Below are 15,709 nucleotides of genomic sequence, written 5' to 3'. Positions count from 1 at the left end.
CCCCGCAACCCCGCCCGCGAAAGCCGCGACTCCGCGCCGACGCGACAAAGAGCGGTCCGCGGCTGCCATCCTCATGGCGCCCTTCTTCGTGCTCCTCCTCGTCGTCTTCCTCATCCCCGTCGGGACCGCCGTCTGGCTGAGCTTCTTCGGCGCCGACGAACCCGGGCTCGGCTTCGGGGCCGAGCACACCGTCTTCGTCGGCTTGCGCAGTTACCTCGCCGTGCTCACCGATCCCACCTTCCTCAGTGGACTCGGCGTCATCGCCCTCTACTGCCTGATCTACCTGCCGCTGCTGGTCGTCGCGTCGCTCGGGCTCGCGCTGCTGCTCGACTCCGCCGCCGCGCGGCTCACGTCGCTCGCGCGGCTCGGGCTCTTCCTGCCGCACGCCGTGCCCGGGATCATCGCCGCGATCATCTGGCTCTACCTCTACACCCCCGGCCTCAGCCCGGTCGTCGACGTCCTCGGCAAGGCCGGCCTCACCGTCGACTTCCTCGGCTTTCACGCCGTCCTCCCGGCGATCGTGAACATCGCCCTGTGGAGCAACCTCGGCTACAACGTCGTCGTCTTCTACGCCGCCCTCCAAGCCGTGCCGCGCGAAGTGCTCGAAGCCGCCGTGGTCGACGGCGCCGGGCCGGTCCGCACCGCGCTGCGGATCAAGACGCCGCTGATCCGCTCGAGCGTCGTGATGGTCGTGCTGTTCACGCTCATCTGGTCGCTGCAGCTGTTCACCGAGCCGATGCTGCTCTCGCAGTCCACGCCGGTGATCACCGCCCGCTTCTCGCCCAGCATGTACATCTACGACGCCGCGTTCACCCGCAACAACTACGGCCTCGCCGCGGCCGCGTCCGTGATCCTGCTCGCCTGCACGATCGCGCTGTCCTACGGCGTGACGCGCTGGACCAACCGCACCCGGGAGGTGAAGCCGTGAAGCTGCTCAGCCGCACGGCCGTCAACACCGTCGTCGGGATCTCCGTGCTCTACACCCTCCTGCCGGTGCTGTGGCTCGTCCTCGCCGCGGCCAAGAACGGCGACGCGCTCTTCGGCAGCGATCTGCTTTCCCTGAAAGGTTTTTCGCCGCTGGACAACCTCAAAGACCTCTTCGCGATGGACAAGGGGATCTACGGCCGCTGGTACGCCAACAGCCTCTTCTACGCCGTCGTCGGCGGCGCGCTCAGCTCGCTGATCAGCATCGCCTGCGGGTACGCCTTCGACAAGTACCGCTTCAAGCACAAGGAAAAGCTCTTCGGCCTGGTGCTCGCCGCGGTGATGGTGCCGCAGACCGTGCTCGCGCTGCCGCTGTACCTGATCGCCTCGGGCACCGGGCTCGTCGACACGCCGTGGGCGGTGTTCGTGCCCGTGCTGTTCAACCCGTTCGGCGTCTACCTCGGCCGCGTGTTCAGCCAGGGTTACGTCCCGGACGAGGTCCTCGAAGCCGCCCGCATCGACGGCGCCGGCGAGCTGAAGACGTACTTCCGCGTCGCGCTGCGGATGCTCGGCCCCGGCGTGGTCACGGTGTTCCTGTTCCAGCTCACCGCGATCTGGAACAACTTCTTCCTGCCCATGGTGATGCTGTCGAACCAGAAGCTCTACCCGGTCAGCCTCGGCCTCTACACCTGGAACAGCTCGGCCACCGTCTCACCCGAGTACTACCCGGTCGTCATCATGGGTTCGCTGCTCGCCGTCCTCCCGCTGCTGCTGGCTTTCGTTCTCCTGCAACGCTTCTGGCGCTCCGGCCTCACCGCGGGAGCCGTCAAGTGATCCGCGCCGCCCTCGCGATGAGCCGGGACGCGGCCCACGCCGTCCTCGACAACGAAACCCTGACCGAGCTGCGCGGCCTCGTGGACCTGACCGAAGGTGTGCTCGACGACTTCGCGGGCGACCCGCTGCGGGACGTCGAACTGCTGGTCACCGGCTGGGGCTGCCCGCCGCTGGATGCCGCCGCGCTCGCCGCCGCCCCGAAGCTGCGCGCGATCGTGCACACCGCCGGGTCGGTCCGCGCGCACGTCACCGAGGCGTGCTGGGACCGCGGCATCGAGGTGACGTCGGCGGCCGCGGCCAACGCGGTGCCCGTCGCCGAGTACACCCTCGCCATGATCCTGCTGTCGGGCAAACGCGTGCTCGAACGCGCCCGCGAATACCGGGAAAACCGGACCCGCGACGACTGGCTCCGGGACGTCGGCAACTACCGGCGGACGGTCGGCATCCTCTCCGCGTCCATGATCGGCCGCCGGGTGATCGAGCTGCTGCGGCCCCACGACCTGCGGATACTGGTGCATGATCCGTATGCGGGCGACGTGGAGGGAGCCGAACGAGTGGGCCTGGCCGAACTGTTCGCGCGCAGTGACGTCGTCAGCGTCCACACGCCCTTGCTGCCCGAAACGCGCGGCCTGGTCAGCCGGTCGCTGATCGCTTCGATGCGCCCGGACGCCGTCCTGATCAACACCGCCCGCGGCGCCGTCGTCGACCAGGACGCCCTCGCCGAGGCCACCGGCGCCGGGCGGCTCCGTGCGATCCTCGACGTCACCGACCCCGAGGTCCTGCCGCCCGCGCATCCGCTCTGGGACGATCCCCACGTGCTGATCACCCCGCACCTGGCGGGCTCGCAGGGCAACGAGATGGGCCGGCTGGCCGCGCTGGCCGTCGCCGAGGTCGCGCGCTGGGCGGCCGGCGACGGCTTCGCCCACCCGCTGCACCGCGACCGGATGGGGTTGATCGCGTGAAGCTGCCGGACGACGACCGCGAACTGAGCCCGCACACCGGGTACACGCGCGACCACTGGGTCGCCGCCGCGGACGGCCTCCTCGCCGCCGCGTGGCGCTGGGCGAGCCCCGGCAAAGCCCGGCTCGACCTGCCCGGACCCGCGTCGGCCAGCGGCGTCCGCTCGGACGGTCTCGAAGGCTTCGCCCGCACCTTCCTCGCCGCCGGCTTCCGCGTGGCCGGGGGTGGTGACCCGCACAACTGGCTGGAGCGCTACGCCGAAGGTCTCGATGCGGGCACCCGCACCCCCGGCCGCGACGACGCCGAGTCGTGGCCGGTGATCCTCGGCCACGACGTCGCCGGGCAGCCGATGGTCGAGTCCGCGTCCGTCGCCCTCGGCCTCCGCCTGACGCGCCCGTGGCTCTGGGACCACCTCGGCGAAGACGTCCAGGACCGCGTCGAAGCATGGTTGCGCGGTGCTTTGAGGCACGTCCCGGCACCGAACAACTGGTACCTGTTCCCGTTCACCGTCGCCGGGTTCCTCGACGACGTCGGCCGCGGTGACGCCGAGACCGCGCGGGCCCGCGACCGCGCGCTGGAGCTCCTGGAGGGCTGGTACCGCGGCGACGGCTGGTACGCCGACGGCGACGGCCGCGCCTTCGACTACTTCAACGGCTGGGCCCTGCACCTCTACCCGGTCCTCGACGCCCACCTCGCGGGAGAACCGCCCCGCCACGGCGGCCGGCTGTACGAGCACCTGGAGGGCTTCAAGCTGTGGTTCGGCGCCAACGGCGCCCCGCTCCACTTCGGACGCTCCCTGACCTACCGCTTCGCCGCCGTCTCAGCGATCGGCCTCGGCGCGGTCACCGGCGACACCCCGCTGCGCCCAGGCGTGTCACGACGGCTGCTCAGCGGCGCGCTCAAGTACTTCCTCGACCACGACGCCGTCGACGGCAACGGCCTCCTGAGCCTCGGCTGGCACGGCCCGCACGCGCCGACCACGCAGTTCTACTCCGGCCCGGGCTCGCCGTACTGGGCGTCGAAGGCGTTCGTCTGCCTGCTTGCGCCCGAAGATCATCCACTGTGGACGTCCACTGAGGAATCGGACGACGCGGACACGGTACGCGCGGAGCCCGCACCGGGCTTCCTGCTGCAGAAGGCGGACGGCGTCGTCCGGCTGCACAACCACGGCAGCGACCACCTGAGGCCCCACGAAGCCGAGTCGGCCGACGGCGACGACCCGCACTACGGCCGCTTCGCCTACTCCACCCACACCGGCCCCACGGCCAAGGACAACCCGTCGGACAACCACTTCGCCGTCGTCGTCGGGGGAGTGCGCAGCGTCCGCCGTCGCATCCACCCCCTCGGCGCGGGCCACGGCGACGGCTGGGGGTGGGCCGCGTCCTGGCACCGCCCGATCTTCACGACGGCGGCTGTACCGGGGTTGCGGGTCGAGAGCGTCACCGTGGTGCGCGGGCACGACGAGGTGCGGGTGCACCGGGTGGTCGGCGGCCCGCCGGGAGCGACCGCCGAGCAGACCGGCTGGGCCACCGCTCCCGGCGAGTCCGTCCTCCGCCCACTGAGCGGCTGGACCGGGCAGGACGAGGTCCGCGCGCCGCACGGCACCGCATACGTCCCCTCCGTAACCTTGACCCGGCTCACCGGTCCCGTTGAGGGCACGACAGTCTTCGCCGCCCATGCGGTACTCGGCGCCGGAGAAGCCGAGGTCACCGCCGACAGCACAGAGATCCGCTGGCCGGACGGCTTCACGATCCGGATCGGCTTCGACCCCTTGGACGTGACCGCCGGATGACACCCTCAGGCGGACTCGCGGACCACCAGCTCGGTCGGCAGGATCAGCGACGTCGGTTTCTCGCCGTCGATCAGCCGCACCAGCATCCGCGTCATCTCCCGGCCCAGCGCCTCGATCGGCTGACGGACCGTGGTCAGCGCGGGGTGCGTGTGCTGCGCGGTGACGATGTCGTTGAACCCGACCACCGCGACGTCCTCCGGCACGGCGAGGCCCCGCTCGCGCAGGACCTTCAGCGCCCCGGCCGCCATCGCGTCGGACGCGACGAACACGGCGTCGAGATCCGGGTGCTCGTCGAGCAGCCGCGCCATCCCCTCGACGCCGCTGGCTTCGCTGAAGTCGCCGTGCGCGACGCGGTCGTCGGGCAGCCCGGCCAGCGCCAGGGCCTCCCGGAACCCGAGGTACCGGTTGACGCCGGCGTGCTGGTCGGTCTGCCCGGTGATCGTCGCGATCCGCTGCCGCCCGAGCGAGACCAGGTACTCGACGGCCTGCCGGGCGCCACCGCGGTTGTCGGCGTCGACGTAGTGCGGGGGAGTGCGGTCGAGCGAGCGCCCGCCGTGCACCACCGGCACCTGGCCCTCGTCGGCGATCTTCGACAGCGGGTCGTTCTCCCGCAGCGCCAGCAGCATGACGCCGTCGGCGGCGCGCGACTGCAGGATCCGCGTCAGCCGCGAGCGGCCGCGTTCGGACGCCGCGAGCACCAGCATCAGCTGCAGGTCGGTCTCCTCGATGACGGCGTTGACCCCGGCGATCACCTCGGCGAAGAACTGGTTGGCGAACAACGCCGGGTCGTCGCTGGAGATGGCCAGCACCACCGCGCCGCGTCGCGCCGTGGCCAGCGACCGGGCCGCGGTGTTCGGCACGTACCCGAGCTCTTCGATCGCGCGTTGCACGGCTTCGCGCGATTTCGTGCTGACGTGCGGGGCGTTGTTGATCACCCGGGACACGGTGCCGGTGGACACCCCGGCCAGGCGCGCCACTTCCTCGAGCGTCGACGGCCGGTTGCTCATCGTGCTCGCCTCCCCCTGATCGATCGGACGGTCAGCGTAACAAGGGTGTGAGCGCTCACAGGCCGTGCCGGGCGATGACGGCGGCGTACCAGCGGGCGCTGTCCTTGAGCGTGCGCTCCTGCGTCTCGTAGTCGACGTGCACGAGCCCGAACCGCTGCGCGTACCCGAAGGACCACTCGAAATTGTCGAGCAGCGACCACGCGAAGTACCCCTTGAGCGGCACCCCACGGTCGATCGCGGCCGCACAGGCCCGCAGGTGACCGTCCAGATAGGTCACCCGCGCCCGGTCGTGCACGGGCTCGTCGAACGCCGCGCCGTTTTCCGTGACGTACAGCGGGATGGCCGGGTAGTCCCGCTTCAGCCGCGTCAGCACGGCCAGCAGGCCGCCCGCGTCGATCTCCCAGCCGATCGACGTCCGGGGGCGGCCGCCGTCGACCTGGGCGACCCGGTCCGAGCCGACGTAGGCCGACGGCCGGGGCGCGCCGCCGCTGGCGACGAGCATGGGGGAGTAGTAGTTGACGCCGAGGAAGTCCAACGGCGCCGAGATGGTCTTCAGGTCGCCCGGGAGCACGTGGTCGAACGACGTGACGCCGGCCAGGTCCGCCTGGACGTCGGCGGGGTAGTCGCCGAGCAGCACCGGGTCGAGGAACAGCCGGTTCTGCATGCCGTCGATCCGGCGGGCCGCGTCGACGTCGGGCGTGCCGCGGGTCGCCGGGGTGACCTCGGTCAGGTTGAGCGTGAGGCCGACCGTGCTGCCCGGCATGACTTCCGCGGCGAGGCCGTGGCCCAGCAGCAGGTGGTGGGCGGCGCGCACGGCGGCGCCGGGCTCCTGCCGGCCCGGCGCGTGCCGGCCGGTGGCGTAGCCCAGGAACGCCGAGCACCACGGCTCGTTCAGCGTCGTCCAGTGGGTGACGCGGTCGGCGAGCGCGTCGTGCACGATCGCCGCGTACTCGGCGAACCGCTGCGCGGTGTCGCGGTTCGGCCAGCCACCGGCGTCTTCCAGGGGCTGGGGCAGGTCCCAGTGGTAGAGCGTCGGCCACGGCTGGACGCCCCGCTCCAGCAGCGTGTCGACAAGTCGCCGGTAGAAGTCGAGGCCGCGCTGCTCGGCCACGCCGGACCCGGCCGGCTGGATCCGCGGCCAGGCGATCGAGAACCGGTACGCGCCGAGGCCGAGGTCCTGCATGAGCGCGACGTCGTCGCGGTAGCGGTGGTAGTGGTCGGCGGCGACGTCGCCGGTGTCGCCGCGGTCGACCTTGCCCGGGGTCGCGGCGAAGGTGTCCCAGATGGACGGACCCCGCCCGTCCTCGGCCGTCGCGCCCTCGATCTGGTAGCTCGACGTCGCCGCGCCCCAGAGAAAACCGGGTTCGAACGTGCTCACGCCTTGACCGCTCCTTCCATGATGCCGCCGATGATCTGCTTGCCGAAGGCCAGGAAGACCAGCAGCAGCGGGACGCAGGCGACGAGCGCGCCCGCGAACATCAGCGTGTAGTCGGTGTAGTAGCTCGTGGACAGCTGGTTCAGGGAGAACTGCACGGTCGGGTTGTCGTTCTCCAGCACCGCGATCGGCCAGAGGAACTCGTTCCAGGTGCTCATGAAGGTGAACAGCGCCAGCACCGACGCGCCGGGCCGCAAGGCGGGCAGCACGACCGTGAGGTAGATCCGGAACGTGGAGCAGCCGTCGATGCGCGCGGCCTCGATCAGCTCGTCCGGCACCGAGCGCTCGGCGTACTGCCGCATCATGAACACGCCGAACGCGGAGACGAGGAACGGCACGATGACCGCCTGCAGCCGGTTCTGCCAGCCCAGCTGCACCATGATCATGTACAGCGGGATGATGCCCATCTGCACCGGGATCATCATCGTGCCGAGGATGACCACCAGCAGCCCGTTGCGGCCGCGGAAGCGCAGCTTGGCGAAGGCGAACCCGGCCAGGGTGCTGAAGAACACGACGCAGACGGTGACGACCACCGACGCGATCGCCGAGTTCACCATGCCCAGCAGGAAGTTCGCGTCCTCGGCGGAGAACAGCCGGCCGACGTTGCCGAAGAGGTTGCCCCCGGGCAGCAGCGGTGGCGGCCAGTCGCCGACGATGTCGTTGGTCCGGGTGGCGACCACGAACAGCCAGTACAGCGGGAACGCCGAGAGCGCGATCCCGGCCAGCAGCGTGACGTAGACCAGGGGAGAAGTCTTCCGCATCACTTCGACGACCTCCGGGTGATGAGGAAGTTGACGACCGCGAGGATGGTGATGAGCAGGAAGATCATCCACGCGATGGCCGAGCCGTACCCGAGGTCGGCGTCGCGGAAGGCCTTCTCGAACATGTACATCGACACGGTCTGGAACTGGCGCAGCGAGCCGCCGGAGATGGCGTAGGTGCCCTGGCCGAAGATCAGCGGCTCGGTGAACAGCTGCATGCCGGCGATGGTCGACATGATCACCGTGAACACGATCGCCGGGCGGATCATCGGCACCGTGATGCTGCGGAACTGGCGGATCTTGGACGCGCCGTCGACCGTCGCCGCTTCGTAGAGCTCGCGCGGGATCGACTGCATCGCGGCCAGGTAGATCAGCGAGTTGTAGCCGGTCCAGCGCCAGTCGACCATGGTCGAGATGGCGATCCAGGACGACCACTTGTCGGCCCGCCAGTCGACCGGCGTGACGCCGACCAGGTGCAGCAGGCCGTTGACCATGCCCGCGTCGCGGTCGAAGATCTGGCTGAACACGATGCCGACCGCGGCCACCGACGTGACGATCGGCAGCAGCACGCCCATCCGCAGCAGGAGCCGGGCCCGCAGCTGCTGGTTCAGCAGCGCGGCCACGACCAGTGCGAGCAGCAGCTGCGGCACGGTGGCCAGCACCAGCATGCCGAGGGTGTTGACGACGGCGTTCCAGAAGTCCGGGTCGCCGAAGAGGGTGGCGTAGTTGTCGAGGCCGATGAACCCGCCGTCCCCGCCCAGATCCCAGTCGTGCAGCGAAACCCACGCCGTGTAGAGCAGCGGGAACAGGCCGAAGACCGCGAAGAGGACGAAGAACGGGGCGATGTACAGGTACGGCGAGGCCTTGAGGTCCCACCGGGACAGCAGGCTGCCGCGTTCCCGCGGGCGCGGCGGCGCCGGGGGTTTCGCGGCCGCGCGGGGCCGTTGCTGGGTGACCAACTGGGTGTCCTTAATGGAGGCCGGGCGAGCGCACGGACTGATCGCGTGCGCCCGCCCGGCGGGCTACTTGACCAGGCGCTTGGCTTCGTCGATGGCTTTCGCCCACGCCTCGTCGGGCTGGAGCTTGCCTTGCTCGACGGCGAGCAGCGCGTTGGTGAACCGGTCGCCGATGGCGACGTTCGCCGGGCCGAGGTACACCGGCTTCACGGCTTTCGCGCTGGCACCGAAGATCTTCCCGACCGGCGCGTTGCCGAAGTAGGCGTTGGTCAGCCCCTGCACGACCGGGTCGTCGATGGCCTGCGGCGACGACGGGAAGTTGCCCTTCGCCTGGAACGCGCCGATCTGACCCTTGGCGCTGGTCAGGAACTTCACCAGCTCGACGGCCTGGTCCTGGTGCTTGCTCTGCTTCGGCACCGCGAGGAACGAGCCGCCGCGCACCGCGCCGTTGCCCGGCACCTTGGCGACGTCCCACTTGTCGGCGTTCTCCGGGCCGGCCTGCTTCTGGATGGTCGCCAGCATCCACGACGGGCACGCGATGGTGGCGAACGTGCCCTTCTTGAACCCGGCGTTCCACTGCGGGCTGTACTGGTCGAGGTTGGCCGACAGGCCGCCCTGGATCATCCCGACGGTCTGGTCGTAGGCGCTGCGCACGGCGGGGTTGCTGTCCGCGACGAAGGTGTTGGCCTTGTCGTAGTACGTGTGATCACCCTGTTGCATCAGGATGTTCTGGTACATGCCGCTGGAGGAGTCGTAGAACTTCGCGCCGGTGTTCGCGGTGAGGAAGCGCTTTCCCGTGGCCAGGTAGGCGTCCCAGGTCGGCCAGAGAGCGCCGACCTGGTCGCGGTCGACCGGCAGCCCGGCTTTCTGGAACAGGTCCTTGCGGTAGCACATGCCCTGGGCGCCGATGTCGGTGCCGAGCCCGATCAGCGTCCTGCCGTCGGCGGTCAGGGCCTGGTTCCACTTCCAGTCCAGGTAGTCCGGCTTGAGCGAGTCCGCGCCCTTGTCGAGGAGGTTGACGAACTTGTCCGGCTTCGCGACGTACTGGCTGATGATGCCCTCTTCGAGCGCCACGACGTCGCCGGCGCCGGAGCCCGCGGTCATCCACTGCTGCAGCTTGGGCGAGTAGTCGCCCAGCTTCCCGATGTTCTCCTCCTTGATGGTGACACCGGGGTGGCTCGCCTCGTACTGCTTGTACAGGGCGTCGTAGCCGAACTGGCTGAACGTCTTCACCACGAGGGTGACCGGGCCGGACGCGCTCTGCTGATCGTCGCTCGCCCCGCCGCAGGCCGCGGCGGCGGCGAGGGTGGCGGCCATGGCGGTGGCCAGCAGTGTTCGCCTGAGTCTGGCAGGCATGAAACCTCCACTTACGAGGCCGATTCCGGAACCGCTAACAGTCCGTACGGCCTTCATCACGACTTTGTGAAAACACCTTCACCTGCTGCGACGCTGCGGCTGTGCCGGTGAGACGCTGGCTGGCTTGCGCCAGAATTGGAAGCGCTTACAGGACTGTAACCCGGAGTTGGCGCGGTTGTGAAGAGGCAGCTGTCAAGACCCCGCGACGGTTGACACACCGGCCGCCCGGAGCGCACCATCCCGCATTGACGCTGTGGCGTGCCGGCTCCTCCGATCCCCGCTCGATCCCCAGGAGAACCGGTATGTCCGTAAGACCCAGGCTGCTCGCAGCCTGTTTGCCTGTCGCGCTCGTCGTGACGCTGGCCCCGGCCGCGCACGCCGACGCACCGTACGAACGCGTGCTCAACGGCACCTTCGACACCACCAAAGCCCCCTGGTGGAGCAGCGGGACCACACCGTCCCGAGTGGACGCCGGCCGCCTCTGCGCCGACGTCCCCGCCGGCACGGTCAACCCGTGGGACTCGATGCTCGGCGAAAACGACATCCCGCTCGAAGCGGGTCAGCCGTACACGCTGCGGTTCACCGCGACGGCCACCGCCGACGTCACGATCCGCGCCGGCCTCGCTCTCGCGGTCGCCCCGAGCACGACGATGTTCTCGAAGACCGCCGCCGTGACCGGCACCCCGAAGACGTTCACCTTCACCGGCAACTCCAGCCTGTCCACCCTGCGCGGCCAGGTGAACTTCCAGTTCGGCGGCGCCACCAAGGCCTACACGTTCTGCGTCGACGACGTCTCGCTCACCGGCGGCGCCATCGCGCCCGGCGGCGGCAAGGACTACGGCTCACCCGTGCGGGTGAACCAGGTCGGGTACGCGACGGCCGGGCCGAAGGAGGCGTCCATTGTGGATGCTTCGACGACGCCGGTCCCGTGGGAACTTCGCGACCGCAGCGGCAAAGTCGTCAAGAAGGGCCGGACCCAGGTGCGGGGTGACGACGCCGCCTCCGGCGACCACGTGCACATCGCGGACTTCGGCGGCTACCGCAAGGACGGCACCGGCTACACCCTCGCCGTCGGCGCGGCCGTCAGCGAGCCGTTCGACATCACGCGCAACCCGTACGACGGCCTGCGCAAGGACTCCCTGGAGTACTTCTACCTCGTCCGCAGCGGCACCCCGATCGACGCCGCCTACGCCGGCGACGCCTACGCCCGCCCCGCCGGGCACATCGGCGTCGCGCCCAACAAGGGCGACACCTCCGTGCCGTGCCTGCCCGGCACCTGCGACTACTCCCTCGACGTCAGCGGCGGCTGGTACGACGCCGGCGACCAGGGCAAGTACGTCGTCAACGGCGCGCTCGCCGCGTGGCAGCTCATGGACAGCTACGAGCGCTCGCTGTCCACAGGGGACTGGACGAACCTGAAAGACGGCCTGCTCAAGGTGCCTGAAGCGGGCAACCGCGTCCCCGACGTGCTCGACGAGTCACGCTGGGAGGTCGAGTTCCTGCTCAAGATGCAGGTCCCGGCCGGGCAGCCCCTCGCGGGCATGGCCCACCACAAGATCCACGACCTCGCCTGGACCGCGCTGCCGACCCAGCCCCAGGCCGACGCGCAACCGCGTTACCTGCACCCGCCGTCCACCGCGGCGACGCTCAACCTGGCCGCCGCGGCCGCCCAGTGCGCCCGCGTCTGGCAACCCTACGACCGCGCGTTCGCGGCGAAGTGCCTGGCCGCGGCCAAGGCAGCGTGGCAGGCCGCGCTCGCTCACCCGGCGATCTACGCGCCGGCCGACGACAGCGTCGGCGGCGGCGCGTACGCCGACACGAACGTCACCGACGAGTTCTCCTGGGCGGCGACCGAGCTGTACGCGACGACCGGCGACCGGACCTACCTGAAGTCCATGACCGGCCGGATCACCGCCGACGGGTTCTCGTGGCGCGACACCGGCGCGTTGACCGACCTCACGATCGCCCGCCTCCCGTGGCGCTTCCCCCTGGATCGCGTCCTGGGTGCCCGGCAGCGGGTGCTGAGCGTCGCCGACCAGTACGTCCGCAACGTGAACAGCCAGGGTTACCCGAACCCGTTCGAGGACGCGGCCTACCCGTGGGGCTCGACCAGTTCGACGACCAACAACGCGCTGGTGATCGCGACGGCGTACGACCTGACGCACCGGCCGGGCTACCGCGACGCCGTCCTCGAGTCGATGGACTACCTGCTCGGCCGCAACGGGCTGAACCAGTCGTTCGTCACCGGCTACGGCGAGCGGGCCAGCACCAACGAACACGGCCGGATCTGGGTCCACCAGCTCGACCCGAAGCTGCCGGCCCCGCCGCCGGGTTCGCTGGCCGGCGGCCCGAACAGTGGCTTGCAGGACCCGGTCGCCCAGCAGAACCTGCCCGGCTGCGCGCCCGCGAAGTGCTACATCGACGACATCTTCTCGTACTCCACGAACGAGACGGCGATCAACTGGAACTCGTCACTCGCCTGGATCGCGGCCTTCGCCGCCGGCACAGGCACCCGCTGACGTCCGCTCCGGAAGCTGGTCTGCCGCGGCTGGTCGTGAGTGTTCAGGGCGGTTAGAACCGCCCTAAACACTCACGACCCCACCGGCGGACCTGGCCACGCAGACCCACCCGCCGCAGGTACCGCCGCACCAGGGCGGTGCCGACCCCCCTGGGCCCCGCGGCAGCCCGTCCCCTCAGGAGAAGGAGGTCCACAATGCGGTGGACAGCCCGCGTCATCGCGGTGTCGGCGCTCTTGCTCGTCGGCACCGCGGTGCCCGCGAACGCCGCCAGTCCGCTCGACCTGACCAGCGGCTTCTACGTCAACACGGGTTCGGCGCCCGCCCAGTGGGTGGCGTCGCACTCGAGTGACTCACGAGCCTCGAAGATCAACGCGGCCATCGCGTCGAAGCCGATCGCGAAGTGGTTCGGCAACGACGGCGCCATCGGCACGTCGGTGGCGAGTTACGTCAGCGCCGCCGACAGCCACGACAAGCTCCCGGTGCTGGTGGCGTACAACCTCCCCGGCCGCGACGCGTGCGGCGGCGAATCCGGTGGGGGAGCGGGGAGTCTCGGCGCGTACAAGACGTGGATCTCGAGCTTCGCGGCCGGCGTCGGGACCCACCCGGCGGTCGTGATCATCGAGCCGGACGCGCTCGGTGACTTCGACTGCATGAGCAGTGCGCAGATCGCCGACCGGAACACGATGCTCACGTACGCGACGCAGATGTTCAAGCAGAAGGCCCCGAACACCTACGCCTACCTCGACGGCGGCAACGCCGGCTGGGTGGCGGCGGCGACCATGGCGAGCCGCCTGAAGGCCGCCGGGGTGGCCAACGTCCGCGGGTTCTCGGTGAACGTGTCGAACTACTACACGACCAGCCAGTCGATCAGTTACGCCAATTCGGTGAAGTCGGGGGTGGGCGGCAGCGCGCAGTTCGTCATCGACACCAGCCGCAACGCCAACGGTTCCAACGGGAACTGGTGCAACCCGGCCGGGCGCAAGCTCGGCGTCACCGCGCAGGCCGGTGGTGGCGCGGAGATGCTCCTGTGGGTGAAGACGCCCGGTGTGTCCGACGGTCAGTGCGGCATCGCGCCGACGGTGCCGGCGGGGACGTTCAGCCCGGACATCGCCGTCCGGCTGATCGACGGGACGTGAAACGCTTGACACACAATACTGTAAGCGCTTACAAAGGAGGCTGAGCGAAGGAGGTCGTCGATGGGCTGGCGGTTCGCCGTGAGCACGCTGGGCATGCCGGGCATCCCGGTGCGCGAGGCCGCGAATACCGCGTCGGCGCACGGGTGCGAAGGCCTGGAGCTGCGGGTGCACGCGAGCGAGGAAGTCCACTTGGGACTGCCGGGCCGGGCCGTCGACGACCTCCGTTCGCTCCTCGCCGGTCAAGGGCTCGCCGTCGCGTGCCTGGCCGGGTACGCGAAGGTCTGCCGTCCCGGCCCGGACGGGCCGGTGATCGGCGAGCTGCGCGCGCTGATCGAGCTGGCGCACCGGATCGGCGCGCCGGCCGTGCGCGTCTTCCCGGGCGGCGACGGCGACGCGCGGTCCCGGATCGAAGCCGTCCTCGACGACCTGCGCGACTCCGGGGTGCGCCTGCTGCTCGAAACCCACGACTCGCGTCCCACCGGCGCCGCGGCCCTGGCGGTCGTCGAGCCGTTCGGCGACCCGGACCTGGTCGCCGTCCTGTGGGACGCGGTGCACCCGTGGCGCGCCGGGGAGGAACCGGCCGTCACCCGCGAGGTGCTCGGGCCCTACCTCGGCTACTTCCAGGTCAAGGACGCCGTGGGCCGCGACGACCCGACCCCGGTGCCGCCGGGCGACGGCGCGATCCCGCTGGACGCCTGCGGCGAACTCCTGCGTTCGTGGTCGGGCTGGATCTCCCTGGAGTGGGAGAAGTCCTGGTACCCGGCGCTCGCGCCGATCGACGTCCCCCTGCGCGCGGCCGCGGCCTGGTTCCGCCGGTACACGCTCCCCGAATGACGAGGTGGAAATGACGAAACACAGCTTGGGCGTCGTGCTCAACGGCGTCACCGGCCGGATGGGCTACCGCCAGCACCTGGTGCGCTCGGTCCTGGCGATCCGCGAGCAGGGCGGCGTCCTGCTCGCCGACGGCTCCCGCGTGCAGCTCGAACCGCTGCTCGTCGGCCGCAGCGACGACAAGCTGTCCGAGATCGCCGACCGGCACGGCCTGACGCGCTGGACGACCGACCTCGACACCGCCCTCGCCGACAAGGACTTCCCGCTGTACTTCGACGCGCAGCTGACGTCGGTCCGCGAGAAGTCGATCAGCCGGGCGATCGACGCCGGCAAGCACATCTACACCGAGAAGCCCCTGGCGGAATCCGTCGAGGGTGCCTTGACGCTCGCCCGGCAGGCGGCCGCGGCGGGGGTGAAGAACGGCGTTGTGCACGACAAGCTGTACCTGCCCGGCCTGCGCAAGCTCGCACGGCTGGTGGACAGCGGGTTCTTCGGCCGGATCCTGTCCGTGCGCGGGGAGTTCGGCTACTGGGTCTTCGAAGGCGACTGGCAGAGCGCGCAGCGGCCGAGCTGGAACTACCGGGCCGAGGACGGCGGCGGGATCGTCGTGGACATGTTCTGCCACTGGAACTACGTGCTGGAGAACCTGTTCGGCGCGGTCCGCGCGGTGACCGCGCGCGCCGTGACCCACATCCCGTCCCGGGTGGACGAGCAGGGCACCACCTACGACGCGACGGCCGACGACGCCGCGTACGCGATCTTCGAGCTGGACGGCGGGATCGTCGCGCAGCTGAACTCGTCGTGGTGCGTGCGTGTGCACCGCGACGAGCTGGTCGAGTTCCAGGTGGACGGCACGCGGGGGAGTGCGGTCGCCGGCCTGCACAAGTGCGTCGTCCAGCCGCGCGAGGTGACGCCGAAGCCGGTGTGGGACCCGGACCTGCCGGAGACGCGGGACTACCGCGCGCAGTGGCAGGAGGTGCCGGACAACGCCGAGTTCGGCAACGGCTTCAAGGCGCAGTGGGAGCAGTTCGTCCGCCACGTCGTCGCGGACGAGCCGCACCCGTACGACTTCCTGGCCGGCGCACGCGGCATTCACCTCGCCGAGGCGGGACTGGAGTCGTCACGTACTGGTCGTCGCGTGGAGCTGGCGGCGCTGAAGTCCTGAAACGACACCGAGCCCGGCAGCGCGTCGCTGCCG

13 protein-coding genes are annotated in these 15,709 nt (G+C 70.3%); 8 read left to right on the top strand and 5 right to left on the bottom strand.

The annotated features are described in order from the left end of the window. Positions 1-73: 73 nt before the first annotated feature. From OHS58_RS20680 to OHS58_RS20665, 4 genes are read left to right on the top strand one after another with little or no spacing between them, the layout of a single operon-like run. Positions 74-928 carry a carbohydrate ABC transporter permease gene (locus OHS58_RS20680; protein ID WP_328649495.1) on the top strand — a complete coding sequence of 285 codons (855 nt, stop codon included), beginning with the start codon at positions 74-76 and terminating at the stop codon, positions 926-928. Next, on the top strand, positions 925-1,758 hold the full coding sequence (locus OHS58_RS20675; protein ID WP_326948150.1) for a carbohydrate ABC transporter permease: 834 nt from the start codon (positions 925-927) through the stop codon (positions 1,756-1,758). The genes OHS58_RS20680 and OHS58_RS20675 overlap by 4 nt, the downstream gene beginning before the upstream one ends. Then, positions 1,755-2,720: a hydroxyacid dehydrogenase gene (locus OHS58_RS20670; RefSeq protein WP_328649494.1), complete on the top strand. Its 966-nt coding sequence runs from the start codon at positions 1,755-1,757 to the stop codon at positions 2,718-2,720. Before OHS58_RS20675 ends, OHS58_RS20670 begins: the two co-directional genes overlap by 4 nt. Continuing rightward, entirely contained in the window at positions 2,717-4,510 is a 1,794-nt protein-coding gene (locus OHS58_RS20665) for a DUF2264 domain-containing protein (RefSeq protein WP_328649493.1), read from the top strand. The genes OHS58_RS20670 and OHS58_RS20665 overlap by 4 nt, the downstream gene beginning before the upstream one ends. 5 nt (positions 4,511-4,515) lie before the next feature. Here the strand turns inward: OHS58_RS20665 and OHS58_RS20660 are convergent, their stop codons facing one another. The 5 genes from OHS58_RS20660 to OHS58_RS20640 form a co-directional block, all read right to left on the bottom strand. Further along, positions 4,516-5,517 carry a LacI family DNA-binding transcriptional regulator gene (locus OHS58_RS20660; protein ID WP_326954471.1) on the bottom strand — a complete coding sequence of 334 codons (1,002 nt, stop codon included), beginning with the start codon at positions 5,515-5,517 and terminating at the stop codon, positions 4,516-4,518. 55 nt (positions 5,518-5,572) lie between these two features. Further along, positions 5,573-6,895: a GH1 family beta-glucosidase gene (locus tag OHS58_RS20655; RefSeq protein ID WP_328649492.1), complete on the bottom strand. Its 1,323-nt coding sequence runs from the start codon at positions 6,893-6,895 to the stop codon at positions 5,573-5,575. After that, entirely contained in the window at positions 6,892-7,713 is an 822-nt protein-coding gene (locus tag OHS58_RS20650) for a carbohydrate ABC transporter permease (RefSeq protein ID WP_326948155.1), read from the bottom strand. Before OHS58_RS20650 ends, OHS58_RS20655 begins: the two co-directional genes overlap by 4 nt. Beyond that, positions 7,713-8,672 carry a carbohydrate ABC transporter permease gene (locus tag OHS58_RS20645; protein WP_326954468.1) on the bottom strand — a complete coding sequence of 320 codons (960 nt, stop codon included), beginning with the start codon at positions 8,670-8,672 and terminating at the stop codon, positions 7,713-7,715. Before OHS58_RS20645 ends, OHS58_RS20650 begins: the two co-directional genes overlap by 1 nt. Before the next feature lie 63 nt (positions 8,673-8,735). Beyond that, on the bottom strand, positions 8,736-10,025 hold the full coding sequence (locus OHS58_RS20640; protein WP_328649491.1) for an ABC transporter substrate-binding protein: 1,290 nt from the start codon (positions 10,023-10,025) through the stop codon (positions 8,736-8,738). A 335-nt stretch (positions 10,026-10,360) separates the two neighbouring features. Here OHS58_RS20640 and OHS58_RS20635 point away from each other — a divergent pair, with 335 nt between their 5' ends. From OHS58_RS20635 to OHS58_RS20620, 4 genes are all read left to right on the top strand, one after another. Next, the gene (locus OHS58_RS20635; RefSeq protein ID WP_328649490.1) at positions 10,361-12,544 is read left to right on the top strand and encodes a glycoside hydrolase family 9 protein; all 2,184 of its coding nucleotides are present in this window, start codon (positions 10,361-10,363) and stop codon (positions 12,542-12,544) included. Positions 12,545-12,738: 194 nt separating this feature from the next. Continuing rightward, positions 12,739-13,680 (top strand): glycoside hydrolase family 6 protein, encoded by a 942-nt coding sequence (locus tag OHS58_RS20630; RefSeq protein WP_328649489.1) that lies wholly within the window; start codon positions 12,739-12,741, stop codon positions 13,678-13,680. A gap of 60 nt (positions 13,681-13,740) precedes the next feature. Next, entirely contained in the window at positions 13,741-14,514 is a 774-nt protein-coding gene (locus OHS58_RS20625; protein WP_328649488.1) for a sugar phosphate isomerase/epimerase family protein, read from the top strand. A gap of 10 nt (positions 14,515-14,524) precedes the next feature. Beyond that, complete coding sequence (locus tag OHS58_RS20620; RefSeq protein WP_328649487.1) at positions 14,525-15,676, top strand: Gfo/Idh/MocA family protein; 1,152 nt, start codon at positions 14,525-14,527, stop codon at positions 15,674-15,676. The last annotated feature ends 33 nt before the right edge of the window (positions 15,677-15,709 follow it).

This window comes from Amycolatopsis sp. NBC_00348 (assembly GCF_036114655.1).
In the GTDB taxonomy this organism is placed as follows: Bacteria; Actinomycetota; Actinomycetes; order Mycobacteriales; family Pseudonocardiaceae; genus Amycolatopsis.
This window is presented reverse-complemented; position numbering and strand designations above follow the sequence as displayed.